Source organism: Pantoea sp. X-Soil-ISGK-421 (genome assembly GCF_059730785.1).
Genome location: NZ_AP035979.1, coordinates 3,327,933 through 3,352,182 on the forward strand (window position 1 = coordinate 3,327,933; position 24,250 = coordinate 3,352,182).

Below are 24,250 nucleotides of genomic sequence, written 5' to 3' on the forward strand. Positions count from 1 at the left end.
GAGCGAGGTTAATTACTCATCTTCTAAATAGGTATAACCGTACAGGCCGCTCTCGAATTCTGCGAGGAACTGCGCACGCAGATCTTCCGCAATGTCGGTCTGCTGGGTCACCTGATCGCGGAACAGCGTCATCAGATCGTTGGGATTAAGCTGTACGTACTCCAGCATATCCGCCACGGTATCGCCCTCATCCGACAGTTGCACTTCCACGCTGCCATCCGGGAACGCAAATACATCTACCGCTTCAGTATCACCGAACAGGTTGTGCATGTTGCCGAGGATTTCCTGATACGCACCCACCATGAAGAAGCCGAGCATGGGAGGATTGTCGATATCGTATTCCGGCATCGGCATGGTGGTGGCAATGCCATCGCCATCGACATAGTGATCGATGGTGCCATCGGAGTCACAGGTGATGTCGAGCAATACCGCGCGACGCTTCGGCATTTTATTCAGCCCTTCCAGCGGCAACACCGGGAACAGCTGATCGATGCCCCACGCATCCGGCATCGACTGGAACAGCGAGAAGTTGACGTAAATCTTATCCGCCATACGTTCCTGCAGTTCATCAATGATCGGGCGATGTGCGCGGTTGCTGGGATCGAGGTGCTGCTGAATATAGTGGCAGATGCTGAGGTAAAGCTGCTCGGCCCAGGCGCGCTGACCAAGATCGTAAGTCCCAGACGAATAGCCGGTGTGGATATCGAACAGATCCATTTGGCTATCGTGCAGCCATTCGCGCAGCGAACGACGCACGTCAGGTTCGTGCATCTCCTGCCACGTATCCCACAGGCTCTGAATGGGACGCGGTGAATCTACATCCGGCGCGACCGGCGTGCTGAACTCGTTGCGTTCAACACCAATGATGTTGGACACCAACACGGTGTGGTGCGCAGTAACCGCACGACCCGATTCGGTGATCACCGTTGGATGTTCCAGGCCATTCTCTTCACAGGCGTCGCCAATCGCCCAAATCACGTTATTGGCGTATTCGTTCAGACCGTAGTTGACCGAGCAATCGGACTGCGAGCGCGTGCCTTCATAATCCACACCTAAACCGCCGCCGACATCGAAACATTTGATGTTAACGCCCAGCTTTGCCAGCTCAACGTAGAAACGCGCTGACTCACGCACGCCGGTAGCGATATCGCGGATGTTGGACATCTGCGAACCGAGATGGAAGTGCAGCAGTTGCAGGCTATCAAGACGGCCCGCTTTGCGCATGATGTCAACCAGCTGCAACACCTGCGATGCCGCCAGGCCGAATTTGGACTTCTCGCCGCCGCTCGATTGCCACTTGCCTGAGCCCTGCGACGCCAGACGCGCACGGATACCCAGACGCGGAATCACGTTGAGACGCTCCGCTTCTTCCAGCACCAGACGCACCTCGGTCATCTTCTCGATCACCAGATACACTTTATGACCGAGCTTTTCACCGATCAGCGCCAGACGAATGTATTCACGATCTTTGTAGCCGTTACAGACGATGACCGAACGGGTTTTACCGGCGTGTGCCAGTACCGCCATCAGCTCAGCTTTCGAACCGGCTTCTAAGCCCAACGGTTCGCCAGAGTTGACCAGTGACTCAATTACGCGCTTATGCTGGTTAACCTTGATCGGGTAAACCAGGAAGTAGTCACCTTTATAGCCGTAAGATTCACGCGCGCGTTTGAAAGCGGCGTTAATCGAGCGCAGACGATGCTGGAGAATCTGCGGGAAGCAGAACAGCGCAGGCAGACGCTGACCGTCGGCTTCGCGCTCTTTCACCAGTTTCGCCAGGTCAACGCGCACGTCCGGCTGATCCGGATCGGGACACACGCTGATGTGCCCCAGCTCGTTGACGTCGTAATAGTTATTACCCCACCAGGCAATATTGTAGGTACGCAGCATTCTGCTTGCTTCCTGATCGTTCATTGCCACCTCCTGCATGGAGCGGAGTACACCTTGTTCGCCAGCTGACGAACCCTTGATATTCTTCATGTCGTCAGACATCGCGAACCTCAATTTTCCGTTGAAATATGAATTTGTTACCGAGTTTTGTCATTGTGACGCCAGGTAAAAATTGCCTCATCCTGCTTGCTGCCTCTGTAAGGTTGCAACGTGCAATGCTGACTGTAAGTGTAAAACACCGCGCCGAAGTCGGGGCGAATAGCCTTAGACTTCCACGATTTATAGACAGCGGAATGCAGTAATAGGTGCAGAGAAATGTTAACCGGCGCTCGTGTCGGGCTGATTACCGCAACGAACAGAACTTCGACAGGAGAAAAGAACGGACCTGGAGTGGGAGAGGAGTGCCAGCGCGCCAAAACAGCGCAGTGAACCAAAAAGAGATAAAGAGTGGTTCATTACTTTAATCACCTCCATCGCCTGCTTAAAGCATGCGAGAAACGGCTTGGGTGAAGGTCAGATTAAAGGGCATCTGACGGCGCGACGCACGGCGGCGTCATCCTTTTTCGCTGTGGTCGACAGCAGCGGCGTTTTATACAGCCACCCGGGGTAAATTGCAAAATCTTTGTCAGCTAACTGCGCGCGGTGTCAGGAAATTATTCCACTTACAATGTTGCGGAAAATGCGGGATCGGAAAAAGCACTGGAAAAGTGCTCACTGAGTAACCTAGAATAGCCGTCCAGATGGTTTTCCATCTAAACTGATTAACATCCAGGCGGTGTGAGAAAAAGCTCTCGCCTCCTACTGCTTGCGGCTTTGCCTGAAGTGGCGTCGAGTCGGCCTTGTCCTGCTTGCGCTATGCAGTCGTATTCAAACCATTTTTAAGGTAAAGAACAGAATGGCTAAACACCTTTTTACATCTGAGTCCGTATCAGAAGGACATCCTGATAAAATCGCTGACCAAATTTCCGATGCCGTGCTGGACGCAATCCTTGAACAGGATCCCAAAGCACGTGTGGCCTGCGAAACTTACGTGAAGACCGGTATGGTGCTGGTTGGCGGTGAAATCACCACCAGCGCATGGGTTGATATCGAAGAGATCACCCGTAATACCGTACGTGAAATCGGCTATGTCCATTCCGATATGGGCTTTGATGCCAACTCTTGCGCAGTTCTGAGCGCGATTGGTAAGCAATCTCCAGACATCAACCAGGGCGTTGACCGTACCGATCCGCTGGAGCAAGGCGCGGGCGATCAGGGCCTGATGTTCGGCTACGCCAGCAACGAAACCGATGTGCTGATGCCCGCGCCAGTCACCTACGCGCACCGTCTGGTGCAGCGTCAGGCTGAAGTGCGTAAAAGCGGTTCATTGCCGTGGCTGCGTCCGGATGCGAAAAGCCAGATCACCTTCCAGTACGATGATGGCAAAATTGTCGGTATTGATGCGGTTGTGCTGTCAACGCAGCATTCTGAAGAGATCTCACAGGCGGATCTGCGTGAAGCCGTAATGGAAGAGATCATTAAGCCGGTTCTGCCAACTGAGTGGATCAACGCCAGCACCAAATATCACATCAACCCAACTGGTCGTTTTGTTATCGGTGGCCCAATGGGCGACTGCGGCCTGACCGGTCGTAAAATCATCGTTGATACCTACGGCGGCATGGCACGTCACGGTGGCGGCGCATTCTCTGGTAAAGACCCGTCTAAAGTTGACCGTTCTGCCGCTTACGCTGCGCGTTATGTGGCAAAAAACATCGTAGCCGCTGGCCTGGCTGACCGTTGCGAAATCCAGGTTTCTTACGCCATCGGTGTGGCTGAGCCAACGTCTATCATGGTTGAAACTTTCGGTACTGAGAAAGTCTCCACCGAGCAGCTAACGTTGCTGGTACGCGAGTTCTTCGACCTGCGTCCTTACGGTCTGATTCAGATGATGGATCTGCTGAAACCGATCTATAAAGAGACCGCAGCATACGGTCACTTTGGTCGTGAGCACTTCCCGTGGGAGCAGACTGATAAAGCTGCACAGCTGCGTGAAGCGGCTGGTTTGAAATAAGCCCAGAAGCGCTATCGATATCGAGCCCGCCATTGGCGGGCTTTTTTTTGCCCATAGCGCAAGAATGTGTAGCTGGTCGCCATGAATGGCGTAATGCTCGTCATTTGAGAGATGAAAACCCTTATTACCGAGCGCACATTTCGTAGCGGCGCAATTCATTGCGCGATAAATCGCGCCGCTACGGAATGTGCGGTAATTAGATACGGCGCTTAACCGATCGGCATTACGCCATTTATGGCGACCACCACGCCTCATGCCTCACCAAGCCCCCGATTTAAGGCACATTGTTCTTTTTCAACTCGCGTCTACACTTCTTTCGCCTCGCTTACATCTTGGTGATAACGATTACATTTTGAAATCCTTTATCAATCGGCAATTTAGAGATTTTTCAGCGTAGTTATTACTCTGAAAATGCGTTATTTTCAGCGTCGTCTGATAGCCGGTATTTAGTGCGATGTCAGAAACTTAAAGGGTGCTATACCTTACTGGTTACGTAACTATTTCGGGCGGAAAATGCTGGATTGCAGGGTTTCAGCGTGTGTAACCGATTACACTGATGTGATCTTACTCACTTTTTTCCGCCGACAGGTTTCATAACATTGATAACAACAACGATGGATAAACTTTGGAGGCTTCATGCCTGGTAATAATCACAAGAGCAGAACTTCAAATAAGGTCATGACCTTGTTTGTCTGCTTTTTAGCGGCGCTGGCCGGCTTACTGTTTGGACTGGATATCGGCGTTATCGCTGGCGCTCTGCCTTTCATCGCGAAAGACTTTAACGTCACCGCGCATCAGCAAGAGTGGATCGTCAGCTCAATGATGTTTGGTGCTGCGGTCGGTGCGGTCGGCAGCGGCTGGATGTCATCGCGTCTTGGCCGTAAAAAGAGCCTGATGGCGGGTGCGATTCTGTTCGTTATCGGTTCATTGTGGTCTGCGGGCGCAACCAGCCCGGACATGCTGATCGCCGCGCGTGTGGTGCTCGGTCTGGCCGTGGGTGTCGCGTCTTACACCGCTCCGCTCTATCTCTCTGAGATCGCTCCAGAGAAAATTCGCGGCAGTATGATTTCACTGTACCAGCTGATGATCACCATCGGTATTCTGGCCGCTTATCTCTCTGATACCGCCTTCGCCGATGCTGGCGCATGGCGTTGGATGCTCGGTATCATCACCATTCCAGCGGTGCTGCTGCTGATCGGCGTGTTCTTCCTGCCAAACAGCCCGCGCTGGCTGGCAGCCAAAGGGGATTTCCGCAGTGCTGAACGGGTGTTATCGCGTCTGCGTGATACCAGCGAACAAGCAAAACGCGAACTGGATGAAATCCGTGAAAGCCTGAAGATTAAGCAGTCAGGCTGGCAGCTGTTCCAGAGCAACAGTCACTTCCGCCGCGCGGTGTTCCTCGGCGTGCTGTTGCAGGTAATGCAGCAGTTCACCGGTATGAACGTCATCATGTATTACGCACCGAAGATCTTCGAGATCGCTGGCTTTGCCAACACCACGCAGCAAATGTGGGGCACGGTGATTGTCGGTCTGGTTAACGTACTGGCGACCTTTATTGCTATCGGTTTGGTGGATCGCTGGGGTCGTAAACCTACGCTGCTGCTGGGCTTCCTGGTAATGGCAGTCGGCATGGGCGTGCTGGGTACCATGCTGCACATCGGCATCCATTCGCCTGAAGCACAATACTTCGCGGTGGCGATGCTGCTGATGTTCATCGTTGGTTTTGCGATGTCTGCCGGTCCACTGATTTGGGTGCTATGTTCAGAAATCCAGCCGCTGAAAGGCCGCGACTTTGGTATTACCGTGTCTACCGCAACCAACTGGATTGCGAACATGATCGTGGGTGCCACCTTCCTGACCATGCTGAACACGCTGGGCAACGCGCCAACTTTCTGGGTTTACGCGGGTCTGAACGTATTCTTCATTCTGCTGACGCTGGCGCTGATTCCGGAGACCAAAAACGTCTCGCTGGAACACATCGAACGCAACCTGATGTCAGGCAAAAAACTGCGCGATATCGGTCAGAAGTAATCCCGATAAGCGAATGCAAGGGCTGCCAACTGGCAGCCCTTTTTTATTTCGGCTGCGCATCGAGCCACATAACCGTGCGGTCGCCAATTATGGCGTAATGCTTGTCAGTTAAGAGATGAAAACCCCAACTACCTGGCGCACACCTTGTAGCGGCGCAATTTATTGCGCGATAAATCGCGCCGCTACGGAATGTGCGGTAATTAATACGGGGCTTAACTGATCGGCATTACGCCATTCATGGCGACCTGGTGCTCAGTTGATTCAACGGCTGCAACCTTTTATGCTTCCCTCCATGAAAACACCACGCCTTCCTATCGCCCTACAACAAGCCGTTATGCGCTCACTGCGCCACTTTCTACAGCTGGCCAATGAGAAGCTGGAGCGGCGCTTTGATGAGCCCAATCTGGTTTACCAACAGCGTGGCACCGCTGCAGGAACCGCATGGCTGGAAAAGTGGGAAATCCGCATCAACCCGGTGCTACTGCTGGAGAATCAGCAGGCGTTCGTTGATGAAGTCGTCCCGCACGAGCTGGCGCATCTGCTGGTGTGGAAAACCTTTGGTCGCGTGCCACCGCACGGCAAAGAGTGGAAATGGATGATGGAGAGCGTACTTGGCGTGCCGGCACGTCGCACGCACCAGTTTGAAATCGACTCGGTGCGCAGCAACACCTTCCCCTATCGCTGCCGCTGTCAGCAGCATCAGCTCACCGTGCGCCGCCATAACCGCGTGCTGCGCGGCGAAAGCGAGTATCGTTGCGTACACTGCAAAACCTTACTGCAACCCGGCGAATTCTCAGCAACATAGCCTAATCTGATATCCCGCCTCTCGCCATTCTGTTACCCTGCCGCCCTTTTTCAGGACCAGGTTAATTTTTGGAATATGTCTCGCAAAACGCTGCTGTTACTTACCTTGTTAGTTGCTCCGCTTAGTGCTTATAGCCTCAGTTTCACTAACTATCATCAAAACAACTTCAGTCAGGCCAAAGTCTATGCCGCGCAAATCAACGCCGATGCGCCAGCAGACTTCTACTGCGGTTGTAAAATCAGCTGGCACGGCAAAAAAGGCGTGCCGGATTTGAGCAGCTGCGGCTACAGCGTACGTAAAAATGCCAACCGCGCAGAACGTATCGAGTGGGAACATGTGATGCCGGCGTGGGAATTCGGTCACCAGCGCCAGTGCTGGCAAAACGGTGGACGCAAAAACTGCAGTAAAGATGCTGATTACCGCCGTATCGAAAGCGACCTGCATAACCTGCAGCCCGCGATTGGTGAAGTGAATGGTGACCGCAATAACTTCCAGTACAGTCAGTGGAATGGCGGCGAACAGCAATACGGTCAATGCAGCATGAAGGTCGATTTTAAGCAGAAACGGGCGCAACCACCGGAACGCGCGCGCGGTGCCATTGCCCGCACGTACTTCTATATGCGTGACCAATATCATCTGCGCCTGTCGCGCCAGCAAACTCAACTTTTTACCGCGTGGGATAAGCAATATCCGGTGACAACGTGGGAGTGTGAACGCGATAATCGCATCGCCAACGTGCAGGGAAATCATAATTCCTACGTACAGCAGGCTTGCCAGCGCTAAAAGCGCTACCCTACACTAGCTTTTTTCGATTGCGCCGTGTCCACTGACACGGCATAACGCTGGCAGGAACCGCATGCGTATACCTCGCATTTATCATCCCGAATCTCTCGAAGTAAACAGTGAAGTCTTTCTCGATGAAGACGCCGCTAACCATGTCGGGCGCGTGCTGCGCATGACGGCCGGTCAGCAAATTGAGCTGTTTGATGGCAGTAATCTGACTTTTAGCGCTGAAATCACCCAGGCCGATAAAAAGCGTGTAAAAGTAAGGATCCTTGCCAGTCAGCAGGATGATCGTGAATCCCCGCTGCATTTGCACCTTGGCCAGGTGATGTCGCGCGGTGAAAAAATGGAATTCACTATCCAGAAATCGATCGAACTTGGCGTGAATGTCATTACGCCCTTGTTTTCTGAACGCTGCGGCGTAAAGCTGGATGCCGAGCGACTGGCGAAAAAGATTCAGCAATGGCAGAAAATCGCGATTGCCGCCTGTGAACAGTGCGGCCGTAATCGTGTGCCGGAAATTCGCGAGCCGATGACGTTACAAGCCTGGTGTGCGGAAGCCGAAGATGGTTTGAAGCTTAATTTGCATCCGCGTGCCAGCCATAGCATCAACACGCTGCCGCAACCGGTAGAACGCCTGCGTTTGCTGATTGGGCCGGAAGGCGGCTTATCCGCCGATGAAATTGCCATGACGGCGCAACAGGGTTTTACCGATATTTTGCTTGGACCACGCGTGTTGCGCACTGAAACCACCGCACTCACTGCCATTACGGCACTTCAGGTGAGGTTTGGTGACCTCGGTTAAGCGATACTTTCGGGTTCGAACGTAACTTCACAGCATAATGCTTTCGGGGTAGTTGCTTCCCCATTTAGGAGAGAATAATGATTAAGCTTGGCATCGTTATGGACCCCATTTCGTCCATCAACATTAAAAAAGACACCAGCTTCGCCATGTTGCTGGAAGCACAGCGCCGTGGTTACGAAATTCATTACATGGAGATGAGCGATCTCTCCTTGCGCGGTGGCGTGAGCTATGCGCGCACCCGTCTGCTGAGCGTTGAGCAGAATTACGATAACTGGTACACGTTTGGCAGCGAGCAGGTTATCCCGCTGGCCGATCTTAACGTGGTGCTGATGCGTAAAGATCCCCCGTTCGACACCGAATTTATCTATGCCACTTACCTGCTGGAACGCGCGGAAGAGCAAGGCACGCTGATCGTTAACAAACCGCAGAGCCTGCGCGACTGCAACGAGAAGCTGTATACCGCATGGTTTGCCGACCTGACGCCAGATACGTTGGTCACGCGCAGCAAAGAGCAGCTGCGCGCCTTCTGGCAGGAACATGGCGATGTGATCCTTAAGCCGCTGGACGGCATGGGCGGCGCATCCATTTTCCGCGTGAAGCAGGACGATCCAAACTTTGGCGTGATCACCGAAACCCTGACCAATCACGGCCAGAACTTCTGTATGGCGCAGAACTATCTGCCCGCGATTAAAGACGGCGACAAACGCGTATTAGTGGTGGATGGCGAACCTGTGCCTTACTGCCTGGCACGTATTCCACAAGGTGGCGAAACGCGCGGTAATCTGGCTGCTGGTGGCCGTGGTGAAGCCCGTCCGCTGAGCGACAGCGACTGGGAAATTGCGCGTCGCGTAGGCCCAACGCTGAAAGCCAAAGGACTGATTTTTGTCGGTCTGGATATCATCGGTGATAAACTGACTGAAGTTAACGTGACCAGCCCAACCTGCGTGCGTGAAATCGAGGCCGCGTTCCCGATATCGGTCACTGGCATGCTGATGGATGCCATTGAGAAACGCCTGGGCTGATGCCGTCGGAGTTTCCACTCCGTGAACACCCAAAACCGGCGCTGCCGCGGCAGCGCCGGTTATTTTTGGTATACGAGTGATAATGAATTTACAGCATCATTTTTTAATTGCGATGCCATCGCTGCAGGACCCGCTATTCAAACGCTCCGTGGTGTATATCTGCGAGCATAATGAAGATGGCGCTATGGGTTTGATTGTAAATAAGCCAATGGAAAACCTGACGGTCGAAGGCATTCTTAAAAAGCTTAAAATTAGCGCATCCGAACGCGATCCTGCTATCAAACTGGACAAGCCGGTGTTTGCCGGAGGTCCGCTGGCGGAAGATCGTGGTTTCATCCTGCACTCGGCGCAGCACATTTACTCCTCAAGCATTCGTATTTCAGACACCACGGTGATCACTACCTCGCGCGATGTGCTGGAAGCGATCGGTACCGCCTCTCAACCAGATAACGTGCTGGTCGCGCTGGGTTATTGCGCCTGGGAGAAAGGACAGCTTGAAGATGAGCTGCTGGAGAATGCCTGGCTCACCTCGCCCGCTAATACCAATATTCTGTTCCAGACGCCAATTGCAGAGCGCTGGCGCGAGGCAGCACGCGGTTTGGGTGTCGATATTCATAATATCGCCACCGATGCAGGACATGCTTGATGGCCAATGAAACCTTACTGGGCTTCGATTTCGGCACCAAAAACATCGGCGTCGCCATTGGTCAGCAACTGACGGGCACCGCCCGCGCGTTAACGGCGCTAAAAGCGCAGGATGGCACGCCAAACTGGAATCTGATTGAAAAGCTGCTGAAAGAGTGGCAGCCCGATTATGTGGTGGTAGGTTTGCCGCTGAATATGGATGGCACCGAACAGGAGCTGACTGCGCGTGCGCGTAAGTTTGCCAATCGCCTGCATGGCCGTTTTGGCGTGCGCGTTGAGTTGCAGGATGAGCGCCTGAGCACCGTAGAAGCGCGTGCCGACCTGTTTGAACGCGGCGGCTTTCGTGCGTTGCAGAAAGGCCAGGTCGATTCACAATCGGCGGTAATTATCCTCGAAGATTGGTTTGAGACGCACTAAACCCTTACCCGTTATCTCATCCAGTTCTGTCACATACCGTAGCGGCGCGATTTATCGCGCGTATAAATGGCGGCACCATGCCCCTCCATGCATTGCGCAATAAATTGCGCCGCTACGATTTGTACTCAATCCCATCAAATCAATCCCGCCATCTGACGTCCCTGCTCGCTCTGCGCGAACGTTTGCATGCCAGCCTGCGCGCCGGTTTGCAATACGCCTGGCAACTGATGCATTTTGCCCTCGCGGATCAGGTTCGCCACCGCGGGTGTCGCCACCAGCACTTCAAACAAGCCAATGCGCCCGCCCGCTTTTGCCGGAACTAAACGTTGCGCCAACACCGCTTTCAGGCTGCCCGCTAATTGGGTGCGCACCAGATTTTTCTCCTCGGCGGGAAACACATCCACCAGCCGATCAACCGCCTGCGTTGCGCCACGCGTATGGAGCGTAGCCAGCACCAGATGACCGGTTTCCGCTGCAGTGAGCGCCAGGCGGATAGTTTCACTGTCGCGCAGTTCACCAAGCAGAATCACATCAGGATCTTCCCGCAGCGCAGCTTTCAGCCCGTGCTGAAACGAGGCGCAGTGCGCACCGACTTCGCGCTGTTGAATCAACGAGCGTTGGCTGCGATGCACAAACTCAATCGGATCTTCAAGCGTCAGAATATGCCGCGCCTGCTGGCGATTCAGGCAATCCACCATGGCCGCCAGCGTGGTGGATTTGCCGCTACCGGTGGCACCAGTAATTAAAATCAGCCCCTCTTCCAGCTGTAAAAGTTGGCTCATCACTTCGGGCAAATGCAGGCTAATGAGATCGGGCGCCCTGCTGGCAATCAGCCGCAGCGCCAGCGATAACCCATGTCGCTGCATAAACAGGTTGGCGCGCAGTCGTTCGCCGCTGGCAAGCGTGATGGCAAAATCAACGTGTCCATTCTCCTCCAGCTCGGCCTGCTGCGGCGCTGTGAGCCACTGCTGCATAAAGCCTTCGAGCCAGCCGCCATCCAGCGCGCTTTGCTGCGGAATCGGCTCCAGCACGCCTTGCCGACGCCAGTGCGGTAAATGTCCGCTGCAAAGGTGCAGATCGGCGGCGTTATGCTTTACACTAAGGGCCACAATTTCATCCAACTCCATTTAACTTCTCCTGACTATGACTTCCATTGAGCACAACTTACAGCAAGTGCGTGAGCGTATCGCCGCTGCCGCCGCACGTTGCGGCCGCGCGCCAGAAGAAATTACCCTGCTTGCAGTGAGCAAAACCAAACCTGCGAGCGCGGTCGCAGAAGCCATTGCCGCTGGACAACAGGCGTTCGGTGAAAATTACGTACAGGAAGGGGTTGAAAAAGTGGCGGAACTGGCCGCACATCCTGATTTGCAATGGCACTTTATCGGCCCGCTGCAATCCAATAAAAGCCGCCTGGTGGCGGAAAACTTCGCCTGGTGCCACACCGTTGACCGGCAGCGCATTGCGCAGCGCCTGAACGATCAGCGCCCAGCGTCATTGCCGCCGCTCAACGTGTTAATTCAGGTAAATATCAGTGACGAAAACAGCAAATCTGGCATCATGCTGGAGGCGTTGCCGGAGCTGGCTCAGCAGATAGCGGCGTTGCCGCAGCTACGTCTGCGTGGGCTGATGGCCATTCCGGCGCCCGAGTTGGAATACGCGCGGCAACTGGCGGTATGTCAGCAGATGGCTGCCGCGTTTCAGGCCTTAAAGCAGGACTATCCTGACGTCGATACGCTTTCTCTGGGAATGAGCGACGATATGGACGCGGCAATCGCCGCGGGCAGCACCATGGTGCGTATTGGCACCGCCGTTTTTGGCGCGCGGGATTATGCGCGACCTTCACAACAATAATTGAGGAACCTCATGTTAACACTGACGTTTTTAGTCAAAACGCTGATCGATTTGTACGTGATGGTGCTGCTGCTGCGCATCTGGATGCAGTGGTCGCGCTGTGACTTCTACAATCCGCTGGCGCAGTTTGTCGTGAAGATCACTCAACCGATTATCAAGCCGCTGCGCCGCGTGATTCCTGCGATTGGCCCGATTGATACCGCGTCGCTGCTGCTGGCCTTTGTGCTGACCACGCTGAAATATCCGATCCTGTTGCTGATTCAGGTCGGCGTGTTCTCGGTTGATCCCACCAACCTCTTGGTTGGCTTGCTGTCGCTAGTGAAATCCGCCGGTTATCTGGTGTTCTGGGTGATCATCATTCGCTCGCTTATGAGCTGGATCAGCCAGGGCCGCGGTCCGGTGGATCAGGTTTTGCTGCAGTTGACTGAACCGCTGATGTCGCCAATTCGTCGTATTCTGCCTGCGATGGGCGGTATCGATTTCTCTGCCATGATTGTGATTCTGGTGCTGTACGCACTGAATTTCCTCGGCATGGACCTGTTCCCAGGTCTCTGGTATTTGCTGTAATTCGTTAATCTGGAACTGTTATGCAAAAAGTTGTTCTCGCGACCGGTAATCCGGGCAAAGTTCGTGAACTGGCCGATCTGTTAGCGGCCTTCGGACTGGATATCGTGGCGCAAACCGACCTCGGCGTTGAGTCGGCGGAAGAAACCGGCCTGACCTTCATCGAAAACGCCATCCTGAAAGCGCGTCATGCGGCGGAGATTACCGGTTTACCGGCGATTGCCGACGATTCCGGCCTGGCGGTAGACGCGCTGGGCGGCGCGCCGGGCATTTACTCCGCGCGCTATGCAGGCGTTGACGCCAGCGATCGGCAAAATCTGGATAAGCTGCTGGTGGCGCTGGAAAACGTGCCGGAAGGCGAACGTCAGGCGCAGTTTCATTGCGTGCTGGTTTACGTGCGTCACGCCGCCGATCCGACGCCGCTGGTGTTCCACGGTAGCTGGGCCGGAGAGATTGCCCGCGCGGAAGCGGGTGCAGGCGGCTTCGGTTACGATCCCATCTTCTACGTACCTGAATTAGGTAAAACGGCGGCAGAGCTGAGTAAAGACGAAAAGCGCGCCGTCTCTCACCGTGGTAAAGCATTGACGCTGCTGCTGGAAGCGATGCGCAATGCCTGAGTTACCGCCGTTAAGTCTGTATATCCACATTCCATGGTGTGTGCAGAAGTGCCCATACTGTGATTTCAACTCGCACGCGTTAAAAGGCGAAGTGCCGCACATTGAGTATGTGCAGCACCTGCTCAACGATCTCGAACAGGATTTACCGCTGACGTCCGGGCGCGAAGTGCGCACCATCTTCATCGGCGGCGGTACACCAAGCCTGTTGAGCAGCAATGCGATGCAGATGTTGATGGATGGCGTGCGGGCACGTTTGCCGCTGGCTGTCGATGCGGAAATCACCATGGAAGCCAATCCGGGCACAGTGGAAGCCGACCGCTTTAGCGGCTATCAGCGCGCCGGGATTAACCGTATTTCAATTGGCGTGCAGAGCTTTAGCCCGCAAAAACTTGAACGTCTTGGCCGCATTCACGGGCCGCAGGAAGCGGTGCGCGCGGCGCAGCTGGCGGAAGGCTTAGGCCTGCGCAGCTTTAACCTCGACCTGATGCACGGTTTGCCGGATCAGTCGCTGGAAGAAGCGCTGGACGATTTGCGCCAGGCGATTGCGCTCAACCCGCCGCATCTGTCGTGGTATCAGCTGACGATCGAGCCAAACACCTTATTTGGCTCACGTCCGCCAAAACTGCCGGATGATGACGCGCTGTGGGATATCTTCGAGCAAGGTCATCAGCTGCTCAGCGCCGCTGGCTATCTGCAGTATGAAACCTCGGCCTACGCTAAACCGGGCTATCGCTGCGAGCACAACCTCAACTATTGGCGCTTCGGTGATTATCTTGGCATTGGCTGCGGTGCCCACGGCAAACTAACGCAGCCGGATGGCCGCATTGTGCGTACGGTGAAAACCCGCCATCCTCGCGGCTTTATGAAGGGTAATTACCTCGATAAGCAGCACGACGTAGCCGAGAACGACAAACCGTTCGAGTTCTTTATGAACCGTTTCCGCCTGCTGGAAGCGGCACCGCGCGCAGATTTCCGTCGCTACACCGGCATGAATGAGCAAGTGATTCGTCCGCAAATTGATGCGGCGATAAGTGCGGGATACGTGGTGGAAACCAGCGAGAACTGGCAGATTACCGAAAAAGGGAAGTTGTTCCTGAATTCGCTGTTGGAGCTGTTCCTGAGCGATGATGAGTAAATCTGTAATGGGATCGCTGTGCATGGCGATCTTGCAGCGGAGCACTTCTAATGTTGTAAGGTGCGCAATAATGCGCACCGAGTTAACATAGCTACGTTTGGTTTAATCGTCGTGCATAACGATTAAATTACCTTAGCCGTAAGCAAGCTCAATTTCCTGATTGACCAACAGCGTGTAATTTTCTTTGCTATTGGTTATCAGCTTCCAGCTTTCACCACCGACCTGTACGTTATTCTGCGAAATTGACCAACCCTCGCGCCACTCCGCCCGATCAATAATAACGCGGTCGCCCCTATCGCCATCAATCATCAGCTGTTGCGTGCCATCGTTAATAAATAACCCGTTGCCGCCTTCGGTGAGCAGTGCGGTCAAATCCAGCTTGAGGGTATTATTGCCTTGTCCGGTAATATCCACCTGTTGCAAACCTTCAACACGTTCAACGATATCTGAAAAATCAATGTGCTGTTCTGCACCGTCAAAAACAAGTTTTCCGGTTTGAATCGCATCGATTGGCTGAGTAGTAATTAACCAGCTAGCTACATCAATAATATGCAATTCACCGGCGGCTGGCGCATAAATTGGCGCGGCTTCATTCGACGCGATACTTTTAACCCCGGTGCCTTCTCCGCTGCCCCAGGTCATGGTATCAATAGTCCAGCCAACATCATTGTAGGTTTTTACCCAACCATAGAACCAATAGTAACAGTAGGTATCGGGATCGGCCGCTGAATGTACCTCAATATACCCTATCGGCTTTTCTGCACTCGCCTTATAGTTAAATTGATAACTCTGCGATTCGTAATTAATAGTGCCACTTTGTGCCAGCGCCTGGATAGCAAGTAACGTACCGTCCGGTGAGTAAACTTTCACTTTTGCATTGCTATTATGCAGGTTAGCATAATTAAACGCGACAAAGTCTGTTTCACCAAAATCATATTTAACAATTGAGTTATCCAGCATCGTCACCGCCCGACCATGGTAATAATCGGTATGGGTTTTTATATTCGACATGATGCCCGTGTGAAAGGTATTAATTGCATCGCCATGCTTTAACTCGGTGACTTTGAGCTTGCCGTATTGATATGTTTGCCCGGTTGCCCAGTTATCATTACTTCTGAGCTCCCAGTCTTCACTGTTTCTTTCATACCTCGGCACAGATTTGTAATTCACCGAGTAGTTCTGTGAAGGAATGCTTTTATTTCCTGCGGTATCAACTGCCTCAACCGTGAAATTATTATAGCCTTCTCTCATATCACGATTAGGCGTAATCACCCAGTCACCCGCGCCATTTGCCTGTGCTATGCCGACAGGCACCCCATCCTGATAAAGCGTGACGCTGCTGTAAGCTTCGGCTTTGCCTCTGAAGTCTAAGCGTGTATCGTCCGTTGTTTGACCCGATGCAATATTGCCTTGCTGCTTGCCCACGTCATCCCAGGCCTGAACGATGGTAGGCTGCGTGGTGGAACCATCAACAACCAGCGTCGTGGTACCGCTCCATTTACTGACGTTACCTGCGTGATCGATACTGCGAACCCGGAAATTCCAGCTACCATCGGCCAGATCAACTGGCGGCGTCCATTGCCAGTTACCATTACTGTCGACATTCACCGTCGCGGTTGTAATCCAGCTTCCATTCTTGCCAGCATACTGCACGCGCACATATTCACCGGGCTCACCACTACCGTGTAATTCTGGTCGGCGATCGTCGGTTGCCTTAGTAAAATCAAACTGCCCACGATTAAGACCCACGTCATCCTGATAATATTTTATTACTGCGTTATCAGGATTCAGCGTGTCTAATTCGAAGTTCCATTTCTGTGAGGATGGGCTGCGGTTATCAGCACGGTCTACCGCAACGGCACTGAGTTCATAATTTCCGTCTTTGGGTAAATTAACTTCCACTTCCCATTCACCGCGAGCATTAGCTTTTACTGAGGCCAGCGGCGTTTTATTGTTTTTATTATAGATGTACACAATGCTGTTTGCTTCCGCATTGCCACGGACGACAGGATTTGGATCGTTGGTGTATCCATTGCGCTTAATGCTTTCACCATTTTGCACACCGCCAGCAACGTCATCTTCAATAGCAATAATTGCAGGTTGTGCTGGTGGAATGGTATCAACATTATAAGCCACGGTAACAGGCGTTCCGATATTTCCCGCGAAATCTACCGGGGTAAAACTCAGGCTATATTCACCATCACTGAGCGGGCGTACTGGTGTCCATTCAATCGCACCGTTACGCACGGGCAGGGTTATTACCTGATTGCCATTCAGGGTAACTATGATCTGCTTTGTATCGGGTGAAGTGACTTCGACATACCAGCTCTTTTGTGGATCGTTATACCAGCCGGGTAATGCGTGGACGATAATATCGTCTGAATATAACCAGTCCGGATTAATGGCTGCTTTAGAACTTTCTTTATCTTGTTTATCTTGATTAGCGACATGTGGATTAACAACGATAAAATCATCAGAGAAATCAAAATTAATACTCATAACCACCTCGATGTGAAATATATTAAACGAGGTGTTATATTCTCACCGCTCAAATGACCCATTAACAAGAAGCGTCTTAATCTAAAAAAGACGCTTTCAAGTTAAATAATTTGTCACTAAGGCGATTTCAAGACATTTCACGTTTTAAGTAAATACAACAAGACATCAAATAAACCCAGCTTATCTTGTCATTTACCATAAAATAAAAAAAAGATAATCTTCTAGGTTTATCAACGCGAAATTATCTTATATAATCTGTAAAGATTGATAATTTTATTGAATCCCTTTTATCAATTCTGAGCGTTGTTTTTCTAACACCGTCACGCGATTACACACCTCGTGACCAAAATTCTGGAAATCTTGTTCCTGTTTATTCCATTCCGCCTGCACCGATTGCTGTAAGCCACCAAGGTTGCCCATGATCGCCTGTAGCGGATTGCTGCCGTTCGCCGCCTGGCTGCTGCCCATTTCGTTCAGGCTATCCTGCATGATGCCGCCAAGCGTGCTTTGCACCAGTTTCTCGCCGTCAGCACGAACCTGGTCGATAGCCTGATGGTGGAACGTCAGCCCATCTGGACGATGCTCAATAATACGGTTCATCTGCTCTTTAAGTTGACCATCCAGCTTAGTCAGGCGATTGCGCACGTTGCTGTTCGCGCCGAGCTTTTCAACAATCACTTTATCCAGCGCCACACGGCTGCGCTCCAGACGCGAAGTCGCCCCGCTATCGATCCACGGCAAATCGCGGCGCAGCGCCGTTTGATAATCAATGGCTTTCTGGCGATCAGCGTTATCCACGTTGACCTTTTGGCCATTGAACTGCACATCGCCCTGCGGAGTGATTTCGAGGTTGCCGTTGGTTCCCACCACCTGCACGCTCTGCGGTTTAACGATCACATCATCCTGTGGCTTAACGCTGCATTCATATGCAGCCTGAGCCTGAGTTGCCGCCAGCAGCAGCGCGGCGATAAGTGCCTTACGAACCATGAAATCTCCCTTTTTTACAGGCTTGAAGGTCGGGCGTTGAGCGTCGCAGCCATTTTTGTGCCGGCCAGCGCACAGCATCCGGAGCGTACATGAGTACGTGAGGAATGCGAGCACTGCCCGGTGCAAAAAGGGCAAGTAAGCTAGCCCGATACGATCTTTAGTCCCACCAAACGTCGAAGAGTTCAGTTACCTGCACATCAGACAGGTTGTGGGCTTCCAGCCATTTGCGCACCAGCTCGCGGTGCTCATCGGTGCATTTGCCGGTTTCCTGCAGACACACCAGACCTTCCCACACCAGATAACCGCTGCCGTCATACGCCAGACCGTTCGGCGCGATCACTTCATTAATGAACTGATCAACGGTGGCGTCGATTTGCTGCTCAGTAGTGCCTTCGGCGAAACGCCAGGCGACGGAGAAACCTAATTCCTGAAACTCATCAATATGCAGTTTTTTACGCAAACGACGGCTACGCTGTACGGCCATTATTTCACCCTCTCAAACATCAGATCCCATACGCCATGGCCCAGTCGCTGCCCGCGCTGCTCAAACTTAGTTAACGGACGCGTTTCGGGACGCGGCACGTAATTGTTACTTTCCGACTGATTTTTATATCCGTCGATGCTGCTCATCACGTCTAACATGTGTTCGGCGTAGGCTTCCCAATCGGTCGCCATATGGAATACGCCGCCCAGCTTCAACTTGCGCATCACCAGCTCAGCAAACGGCACCTGCACGATGCGGCGTTTGTTATGGCGCGCTTTATGCCACGGATCCGGGAAGAACAGCTGCACCATGCGCAGCGAGTTATCCGGAATCATCTTCTGCAGCACTTCCACCGCGTCGTGACACATCACGCGCAGGTTCTCAACGCCCGCTTCTTTGGCAGAAGCCAGGCAAGCGCCCACGCCCGGCGCATGCACTTCCAGGCCGAGGAAGTTTTGATGCGGATTATTCTGCGCCATGGTCACCAGCGAGGCGCCCATACCGAAACCGATCTCCAGCACCACCGGCGCTTCGCGGCCAAACAGCGTCACCAGATCCAGCGGCTCCTGCTGGAACTCCACGCCCATCTCCGGCCATAAATTATCAAGCGCGAGCTGCTGTCCTTTCGTTAAGCGCCCCTGACGGCGCACAAAACTGCGGATACGGCGTAATGGCCGCCCGTTCTCATCAAATTCTGGGGTGATGACGTCATTAATCATGTTGAAGCCTGCTGGTTAGCCTGTTCTGGGAAACGGGCATTATGCAAAGTTAGAAAGCAGAAGCAAGCCTTTGCAATGTTCCGGTTTACACCCAGAGGTCTCTGTGCTGGAATTCCTGCCTGATTGTAGAGTAAACACGGAAAATTTCCTTCTTATGATGCAAGCGCCGACGTTCGCGCAACAAGTGCTGGATTGGTATCAGCGCTTCGGTCGCAAAACCCTGCCGTGGCAGCAGGAGAAAACGCCGTACAAGGTATGGCTCTCTGAAGTGATGCTGCAGCAAACCCAGGTTGCTACCGTCATTCCCTATTTTGAACGTTTTATGGCGCGCTTCCCCACGGTGGCCGATCTGGCGGCTGCACCGCTGGATGAAGTGCTGCATCTATGGACCGGCCTTGGCTATTACGCGCGTGCGCGCAACTTGCACAAAGCGGCGAAACAGGTGGTGGAAAAGCACGGCGGCGAGTTCCCGCGTAACTTTGACGATGTCGCGGCGCTGCCGGGCATTGGTCGCTCCACTGCGGGCGCGGTGTTATCGCTGTCGTTGGGTCTGCATTTCCCGATTCTGGACGGCAACGTAAAACGCGTGTTGGCGCGCTGCTACGCGGTCGGCGGTTGGCCGGGCAAAAAGGACGTGGAGAAACGGCTGTGGCAGATCAGCGAAGAGGTCACGCCCGCAAAGGGCGTCAGCCAGTTCAATCAGGCGATGATGGACCTTGGCGCGTTAGTATGTACTCGCTCACGTCCTAAATGCGAAATTTGCCCTCTTAGCAGCGGCTGCGTCGCCTATGCCAACAGCAGCTGGGCCGAGTATCCAGGCAAAAAACCGAAGCAGATCTTGCCGGAACGTAGCGGCTGGATGTTGATGATGCAGGATGGCGATGACGTGTGGTTAGCGCAGCGTCCGCCGGTTGGCCTGTGGGGCGGGTTATTCTGCTTCCCACAGTTTACAAGTGAGCAAGCGCTAACTGACTGGCTAACCGAGCGCGGCATTCATACCAAACCGCAGCAGCTCACGGCCTTCCGTCACACCTTTAGCCATTTCCACTTAGACATTGTGCCTATGTGGCTAGCGTGGCCTTCCGCTGGGTCGCTGATGGATGAAGCGGGCGGTCTCTGGTATAACTTAGCGCAACCACCGTCAGTGGGTTTGGCGGCGCCGGTTGAGCGCTTACTGCATGAATTGCGCCATCCCCAGCAGCTAAAACTGCATTCAAGAGTGACCGAAGAGGAAGAGTAATGAGCCGCACCATTTTTTGTACTTATCTGCAACGCGACGCTGAAGGCCAGGACTTTCAGCTCTATCCTGGCGAGTTGGGTAAGCGCATCTTTAACGAGATCTCTAAAGAAGCCTGGCAGCAGTGGATGTCCAAGCAAACCATGCTGATCAACGAAAAGAAATTGAGCATGATGAATCCGGAAGATCGCAAAGTGCTGGAGAAGGAGATGATTAATTTCCTGTTCGAAGGCAAAGATGTGCACATTGAAGGTTACACCCCGCCAGAAAAATAACCGTTCAGGGCTTCCCATTGAGGCCCTCTTTTTCGATTCAGGCACGCATTAACAAATGAATAAAAAACTGATAGCGCTATTAGTGATTGCACCACTTTTGGTCTCCTGCTCCGGACAAAAAAAATCGCCGTTTCATGAAGAGTGGGTTAAGGACACCAACGGTTTTGATATTTTAATGGGGCAGTTTGCCCACAATATTGAAAACATTTGGGGAATCAATGAAGTTCTGATCGCCGGACCGAAAGATTACGTCAAATACAGCGACGGCTATTACACCCGCAGCCACATCAACTTTGACAGCGGTAGCATCACCATTGAGACCATTTCCGGCACCGATCCGATGGCCAGCCTGCGTCAGGCAATCATCACCACGCTGTTAATTGGCGAAGATCCCGGCAATGTCGATCTCTACTCCGATGTCAACGATATTCAAATCAGTAAAGAGCCGCTGCTGTACGGCCAGGTGCTGGATAATACCGGTCAGCCGATTCGCTGGCAGGGTCGCGCCGGCAGCTTTGCGGATTACCTGATTCAAAACAAACTGCAGAAACGCACTTCCGGCCTGCACGTCATCTGGTCGGTCACCATTCCGATGGTACCGAACCACCTCGACAAGCGTGCGCACAAATATCTGCCGATGGTGCGTAAAGCCGCTGAGCAATATGGCGTGGATGCGTCACTGATTCTGGCGATTATGCAGATTGAATCGAGCTTCAACCCGTATGCGGTGAGCCATGCCGATGCGCTGGGATTGATGCAGGTGGTGCAGCATACCGCCGGTGTCGATGTGTTCCGCATGAAGGGTAAAGGCGGCAAACCAAGCCGCAGTTATCTGCTTGATCCCGAGAATAATATTGATGCGGGCACCGCGTATTTGTCGCTGCTGCAGAGAAGTTATTTGGGTGGCATTCAGGATCCGGTTTCACGGCGTTATGCGGTGATTACGGCCTACAACGGCGGTGCGGGCAGCGTGCTGCGCGTGTTCTCCAGCGATAAAGATCGCGCCTTCTCGTCGATTAACGGTATGTCGCCAGCGGAGGTGTATCAGACGCTGACGACCAACCATCCTTCGGCAGAGTCGCGACGTTATCTGTATAAAGTGAGCCAGGCGCAGCGCAGTTATCGTCGATTCTAAGATAGTGCGATGATTGAAACGGTGGGCATAAATGCCCACCCTCCGTGTAAGGTCGCCATTCATGGCGACCTTGTTAAACCATCATATTCGCCACCAGATGCTTACGCCCGCTTTCATCTTCCTCGGTGTAAACTCCTTGCAGCTCTGGCGAGAAGCCCGGTAGCAGATTGATGCCCTCTTCCAGCGCGAGGAAATAGCGCTGCACTGCGCCGCCCCACACTTCGCCAGGCACCACGCACAGCACGCCCGGCGGATAGGGCAATGCGCCTTCTGCCGCAATGCGCCCTTCGGCTTTGGCAATCGGCACCAGCTCCACTTCGCCACGAATATAAGCCTGATGCGCATCCTGCGGATTCACCTTCACCGGAGGGAAGCATGCGGAACGGAACATCGCCTTCTGCAGATCTTTGACGTCGAAACTGACATAAAGATCGTGCATCTCCTGACACAAACGACGCAGCGTATAACCTTTGTAGCGTTCAATATTTTTGCGATAAACGCTCGGCAGCACTTCCGCCAGTAGCGCATCCTCGCGCACGTGCTGCTCAAACTGCACCAACATCGCCACCAGATGCGCCATTTTCTCCGGCGTTTCTGCTGGCGTCATCAGGAACAGAATCGAGTTAAGATCGCACTTCTCCGGCACAATGCCGTTCTCACGCAAATAGTTGGCCAGAATGGTCGCTGGAATGCCAAAACGGGTGTACTCACCGCTGGCTGCATCAATGCCCGGCGTAGTCAGCAGCAGCTTGCAGGGATCAACTAGATACTGTTGCTGCGCGTAGCCGGCAAAACCGTGCCACTTCGCGCCCGGTTCAAGACTGAAGTAAGCGGGATCGGCGGCGATGGCTTCAGTTTCTGCCGCTTGCCATAGCTTGCCGTGTACTTTCTCCGGCAGGAACGGCTGAATCATCTCACAACGTTCCAGAATCGCTTTGCGCGCATCAATGCCGATGGTGACACACTCGTGCCACATGCTGCGCCCCGCCTCTCCTTGGTGCATGCGGGCGTTAATATCCAGCGCCGCAAACAGCGGATAAAACGGGCTGGTTGAGGCGTGCAGCATAAACGCATTATTGAGGCGCTTGTGTGGACAGAAACGCTTCTGCCCACGGATGTGATTGTCTTTCTTGTGAATCTGCGAAGTCTGTGAGAAACCAGCCAGCTGCTTGTGCACCGACTGCGTGACAAAGATGCCCGGATCGTTCGCGTTCAACGTCAGCGTTAACGGCGAGCAGCCGGCCATCAGCGGGATGAACTGCTCGTAACCGACCCACGCTGAATCAAACAGGATGTAATCGCACAGATGTCCGATACGATCGACCACCTGGCGCGCGTTGTACACCGTGCCGTCGTAAGTGCCGAGCTGAATTATCGCCAGGCGGAATGGGCGCGCATCGTTGGCACGTTCGGGTGCCACTTTGGCGATTTGATCACGCAGATAAGCATCGTCAAAACAGTGCGCATCAATGCCGCCGATAAAGCCAAACGGATTGCGCGCCGCTTCCAAATATACCGGCGTTGCGCCCGCCTGAATCAACGCGCCATGATGATTGGATTTGTGGTTATTGCGGTCAAACAGCACCAAATCGCCGCGCGTTAACAGCGCGTTGGTCACCACTTTATTGGCGCTGGAGGTGCCGTTGAGCACAAAGTAGGTTTTATCGGCGTTAAACACTTTCGCCGCAAACTTTTGCGCATCTTTAGCTGAGCCTTCGTGGATCAGCAGATCGCCGAGCTTAACGTCGGCGTTACACATATCAGAACGGAATACGTTCTCGCCGTAGAACTCATAAAACTGACGACCCGCCGGATGTTTGCGGAAGAAAGCGCCACCCTGATGTCCCGGACAGGCAAACGTGCTGTTTTGCATATCGACGTAGCGCGTGAGCGTGTCGAAGAACGGCGGTAGCAACTCAGCTTCATACGCTTGCGCGGCGTCTTCCAGCGCATCCCACTCTTCTGGCGCACCGTTGATTTCACCGGTGACGCCCGGCAGCTTCAGCACTTCTTCATCGAACGCATTGGCAACAAACACCGGCAGATTAAAGCCGATCTTGCGCAACAGCGTCAGCACGCCACTGCGCGTGTCTGAAAGGGTGATCACTACCGCAGCGACATCGGTAAAGTCGGTATTGTCCAGCGTCACCACATCGCGCGCGGTGTTGAGACTAAGGGTTGGCGCTACAGCAACGCTGGCAGCAATTTTCAATGGGTTCATAACACAAATCCCTGAGAGAGGATGAGTGGGTGCCGATGGCACAGCAATGAGGAGATTTCCTCGGCGAAAGTCATAAGG

22 protein-coding genes are annotated in these 24,250 nt (G+C 53.3%); 15 read left to right on the plus strand and 7 right to left on the minus strand.

Features of this window, described 5'->3' with window-relative positions; all coding sequences use genetic code 11:
- Window positions 1-12 precede the first annotated feature (12 nt).
- A complete protein-coding gene (speA, locus tag AC6I8K_RS15355; protein ID WP_064738615.1) occupies window positions 13-1,992 on the minus strand; it encodes a biosynthetic arginine decarboxylase in 1,980 nt (659 codons plus the stop codon).
- A 793-nt stretch (window positions 1,993-2,785) separates the two neighbouring features.
- Here speA and metK point away from each other — a divergent pair.
- From metK to ruvX, 8 genes are all read left to right on the plus strand, one after another.
- On the plus strand, window positions 2,786-3,940 hold the full coding sequence (metK, locus tag AC6I8K_RS15360) for a methionine adenosyltransferase (RefSeq protein WP_064738614.1): 1,155 nt from the start codon (window positions 2,786-2,788) through the stop codon (window positions 3,938-3,940).
- 636 nt (window positions 3,941-4,576) lie between these two features.
- Entirely contained in the window at window positions 4,577-5,971 is a 1,395-nt protein-coding gene (locus tag AC6I8K_RS15365) for a sugar porter family MFS transporter (protein WP_064738613.1), read from the plus strand.
- A gap of 292 nt (window positions 5,972-6,263) precedes the next feature.
- Window positions 6,264-6,776, plus strand: coding sequence for a SprT family zinc-dependent metalloprotease (locus tag AC6I8K_RS15370; protein WP_497827007.1), 513 nt, complete (start codon window positions 6,264-6,266; stop codon window positions 6,774-6,776).
- Between the two features lie 75 nt (window positions 6,777-6,851).
- A complete protein-coding gene (gene endA, locus AC6I8K_RS15375) occupies window positions 6,852-7,559 on the plus strand; it encodes a deoxyribonuclease I (protein WP_483816111.1) in 708 nt (235 codons plus the stop codon).
- Between the two features lie 73 nt (window positions 7,560-7,632).
- Window positions 7,633-8,364, plus strand: coding sequence for a 16S rRNA (uracil(1498)-N(3))-methyltransferase (gene rsmE, locus AC6I8K_RS15380; RefSeq protein WP_497827008.1), 732 nt, complete (start codon window positions 7,633-7,635; stop codon window positions 8,362-8,364).
- A 77-nt stretch (window positions 8,365-8,441) separates the two neighbouring features.
- Complete coding sequence (gshB, locus tag AC6I8K_RS15385; RefSeq protein WP_064738610.1) at window positions 8,442-9,386, plus strand: glutathione synthase; 945 nt, start codon at window positions 8,442-8,444, stop codon at window positions 9,384-9,386.
- Window positions 9,387-9,468: 82 nt separating this feature from the next.
- Window positions 9,469-10,032 (plus strand): YqgE/AlgH family protein, encoded by a 564-nt coding sequence (locus AC6I8K_RS15390; protein ID WP_064738609.1) that lies wholly within the window; start codon window positions 9,469-9,471, stop codon window positions 10,030-10,032.
- Complete coding sequence (ruvX, locus tag AC6I8K_RS15395) at window positions 10,032-10,448, plus strand: Holliday junction resolvase RuvX (RefSeq protein ID WP_497827009.1); 417 nt, start codon at window positions 10,032-10,034, stop codon at window positions 10,446-10,448. Before AC6I8K_RS15390 ends, ruvX begins: the two co-directional genes overlap by 1 nt.
- Before the next feature lie 134 nt (window positions 10,449-10,582).
- On the opposite strand, the gene AC6I8K_RS15400 is transcribed toward ruvX, so the two are convergent.
- On the minus strand, window positions 10,583-11,575 hold the full coding sequence (locus tag AC6I8K_RS15400; protein WP_497827010.1) for a type IV pilus twitching motility protein PilT: 993 nt from the start codon (window positions 11,573-11,575) through the stop codon (window positions 10,583-10,585).
- Window positions 11,576-11,591: 16 nt separating this feature from the next.
- Between AC6I8K_RS15400 and AC6I8K_RS15405 the strand changes: the two genes are divergently transcribed.
- Genes AC6I8K_RS15405 through hemW form a run of 4 tightly spaced genes read left to right on the plus strand, consistent with a single transcriptional unit; the run spans window position 11,592 to window position 14,615 of the window.
- Window positions 11,592-12,299: a YggS family pyridoxal phosphate-dependent enzyme gene (locus AC6I8K_RS15405; protein ID WP_497827011.1), complete on the plus strand. Its 708-nt coding sequence runs from the start codon at window positions 11,592-11,594 to the stop codon at window positions 12,297-12,299.
- Between the two features lie 12 nt (window positions 12,300-12,311).
- Window positions 12,312-12,866, plus strand: coding sequence for a YggT family protein (locus tag AC6I8K_RS15410; RefSeq protein WP_064738605.1), 555 nt, complete (start codon window positions 12,312-12,314; stop codon window positions 12,864-12,866).
- A 20-nt stretch (window positions 12,867-12,886) separates the two neighbouring features.
- A complete protein-coding gene (locus AC6I8K_RS15415) occupies window positions 12,887-13,480 on the plus strand; it encodes an XTP/dITP diphosphatase (RefSeq protein WP_497827012.1) in 594 nt (197 codons plus the stop codon).
- Window positions 13,473-14,615, plus strand: coding sequence for a radical SAM family heme chaperone HemW (gene hemW, locus AC6I8K_RS15420; RefSeq protein WP_497827013.1), 1,143 nt, complete (start codon window positions 13,473-13,475; stop codon window positions 14,613-14,615). Before AC6I8K_RS15415 ends, hemW begins: the two co-directional genes overlap by 8 nt.
- Before the next feature lie 132 nt (window positions 14,616-14,747).
- On the opposite strand, the gene AC6I8K_RS15425 is transcribed toward hemW, so the two are convergent.
- The 4 genes from AC6I8K_RS15425 to trmB all read right to left on the minus strand — a co-directional run bounded on the left by AC6I8K_RS15425 (window position 14,748) and on the right by trmB (window position 19,304).
- Window positions 14,748-17,114 (minus strand): Ig-like domain-containing protein, encoded by a 2,367-nt coding sequence (locus AC6I8K_RS15425; protein ID WP_497827014.1) that lies wholly within the window; start codon window positions 17,112-17,114, stop codon window positions 14,748-14,750.
- A gap of 273 nt (window positions 17,115-17,387) precedes the next feature.
- Window positions 17,388-18,101, minus strand: coding sequence for a YggN family protein (locus AC6I8K_RS15430; RefSeq protein WP_483816116.1), 714 nt, complete (start codon window positions 18,099-18,101; stop codon window positions 17,388-17,390).
- Window positions 18,102-18,258: 157 nt separating this feature from the next.
- Window positions 18,259-18,585, minus strand: a complete 327-nt coding sequence (locus tag AC6I8K_RS15435) for a YggL family protein (RefSeq protein WP_483816117.1) — start codon at window positions 18,583-18,585, stop codon at window positions 18,259-18,261.
- Complete coding sequence (trmB, locus tag AC6I8K_RS15440; protein WP_064738600.1) at window positions 18,585-19,304, minus strand: tRNA (guanosine(46)-N7)-methyltransferase TrmB; 720 nt, start codon at window positions 19,302-19,304, stop codon at window positions 18,585-18,587. The genes AC6I8K_RS15435 and trmB overlap by 1 nt, the downstream gene beginning before the upstream one ends.
- 154 nt (window positions 19,305-19,458) lie before the next feature.
- On the opposite strand from trmB, the gene mutY reads away from it, so the two are divergent.
- The 3 genes from mutY to mltC are packed head-to-tail and all read left to right on the plus strand — an operon-like array spanning window position 19,459 to window position 21,951.
- Window positions 19,459-20,544, plus strand: a complete 1,086-nt coding sequence (gene mutY, locus AC6I8K_RS15445) for an A/G-specific adenine glycosylase (protein WP_483816118.1) — start codon at window positions 19,459-19,461, stop codon at window positions 20,542-20,544.
- Window positions 20,544-20,816: an oxidative damage protection protein gene (locus AC6I8K_RS15450; protein ID WP_007890330.1), complete on the plus strand. Its 273-nt coding sequence runs from the start codon at window positions 20,544-20,546 to the stop codon at window positions 20,814-20,816. The genes mutY and AC6I8K_RS15450 overlap by 1 nt, the downstream gene beginning before the upstream one ends.
- A gap of 55 nt (window positions 20,817-20,871) precedes the next feature.
- A complete protein-coding gene (mltC, locus tag AC6I8K_RS15455; RefSeq protein WP_064738598.1) occupies window positions 20,872-21,951 on the plus strand; it encodes a membrane-bound lytic murein transglycosylase MltC in 1,080 nt (359 codons plus the stop codon).
- Window positions 21,952-22,024: 73 nt separating this feature from the next.
- Here mltC and AC6I8K_RS15460 read toward each other — a convergent pair whose 3' ends face one another.
- Window positions 22,025-24,172 carry an ornithine decarboxylase gene (locus AC6I8K_RS15460; RefSeq protein WP_497827015.1) on the minus strand — a complete coding sequence of 716 codons (2,148 nt, stop codon included), beginning with the start codon at window positions 24,170-24,172 and terminating at the stop codon, window positions 22,025-22,027.
- Between the last annotated feature and the right edge of the window lie 78 nt (window positions 24,173-24,250).

Excerpts from the sequence above, each read along its gene's own strand:
- speA (WP_064738615.1), bottom strand. The coding sequence starts at position 1,992 with ATGTCTGACGACATGAAGAATATCAAGGGTTCGTCAGCTGGCGAACAA.
- metK (WP_064738614.1), top strand. The coding sequence starts at position 2,786 with ATGGCTAAACACCTTTTTACATCTGAGTCCGTATCAGAAGGACATCCT.
- AC6I8K_RS15365 (WP_064738613.1), top strand. The coding sequence starts at position 4,577 with ATGCCTGGTAATAATCACAAGAGCAGAACTTCAAATAAGGTCATGACC.
- AC6I8K_RS15370 (WP_497827007.1), top strand. The coding sequence starts at position 6,264 with ATGAAAACACCACGCCTTCCTATCGCCCTACAACAAGCCGTTATGCGC.
- endA (WP_483816111.1), top strand. The coding sequence starts at position 6,852 with ATGTCTCGCAAAACGCTGCTGTTACTTACCTTGTTAGTTGCTCCGCTT.
- rsmE (WP_497827008.1), top strand. The coding sequence starts at position 7,633 with ATGCGTATACCTCGCATTTATCATCCCGAATCTCTCGAAGTAAACAGT.
- gshB (WP_064738610.1), top strand. The coding sequence starts at position 8,442 with ATGATTAAGCTTGGCATCGTTATGGACCCCATTTCGTCCATCAACATT.
- AC6I8K_RS15390 (WP_064738609.1), top strand. The coding sequence starts at position 9,469 with ATGAATTTACAGCATCATTTTTTAATTGCGATGCCATCGCTGCAGGAC.
- ruvX (WP_497827009.1), top strand. The coding sequence starts at position 10,032 with ATGGCCAATGAAACCTTACTGGGCTTCGATTTCGGCACCAAAAACATC.
- AC6I8K_RS15400 (WP_497827010.1), bottom strand. The coding sequence starts at position 11,575 with ATGGAGTTGGATGAAATTGTGGCCCTTAGTGTAAAGCATAACGCCGCC.
- AC6I8K_RS15405 (WP_497827011.1), top strand. The coding sequence starts at position 11,592 with ATGACTTCCATTGAGCACAACTTACAGCAAGTGCGTGAGCGTATCGCC.
- AC6I8K_RS15410 (WP_064738605.1), top strand. The coding sequence starts at position 12,312 with ATGTTAACACTGACGTTTTTAGTCAAAACGCTGATCGATTTGTACGTG.
- AC6I8K_RS15415 (WP_497827012.1), top strand. The coding sequence starts at position 12,887 with ATGCAAAAAGTTGTTCTCGCGACCGGTAATCCGGGCAAAGTTCGTGAA.
- hemW (WP_497827013.1), top strand. The coding sequence starts at position 13,473 with ATGCCTGAGTTACCGCCGTTAAGTCTGTATATCCACATTCCATGGTGT.
- AC6I8K_RS15425 (WP_497827014.1), bottom strand. The coding sequence starts at position 17,114 with ATGAGTATTAATTTTGATTTCTCTGATGATTTTATCGTTGTTAATCCA.
- AC6I8K_RS15430 (WP_483816116.1), bottom strand. The coding sequence starts at position 18,101 with ATGGTTCGTAAGGCACTTATCGCCGCGCTGCTGCTGGCGGCAACTCAG.
- AC6I8K_RS15435 (WP_483816117.1), bottom strand. The coding sequence starts at position 18,585 with ATGGCCGTACAGCGTAGCCGTCGTTTGCGTAAAAAACTGCATATTGAT.
- trmB (WP_064738600.1), bottom strand. The coding sequence starts at position 19,304 with ATGATTAATGACGTCATCACCCCAGAATTTGATGAGAACGGGCGGCCA.
- mutY (WP_483816118.1), top strand. The coding sequence starts at position 19,459 with ATGATGCAAGCGCCGACGTTCGCGCAACAAGTGCTGGATTGGTATCAG.
- AC6I8K_RS15450 (WP_007890330.1), top strand. The coding sequence starts at position 20,544 with ATGAGCCGCACCATTTTTTGTACTTATCTGCAACGCGACGCTGAAGGC.
- mltC (WP_064738598.1), top strand. The coding sequence starts at position 20,872 with ATGAATAAAAAACTGATAGCGCTATTAGTGATTGCACCACTTTTGGTC.
- AC6I8K_RS15460 (WP_497827015.1), bottom strand. The coding sequence starts at position 24,172 with ATGAACCCATTGAAAATTGCTGCCAGCGTTGCTGTAGCGCCAACCCTT.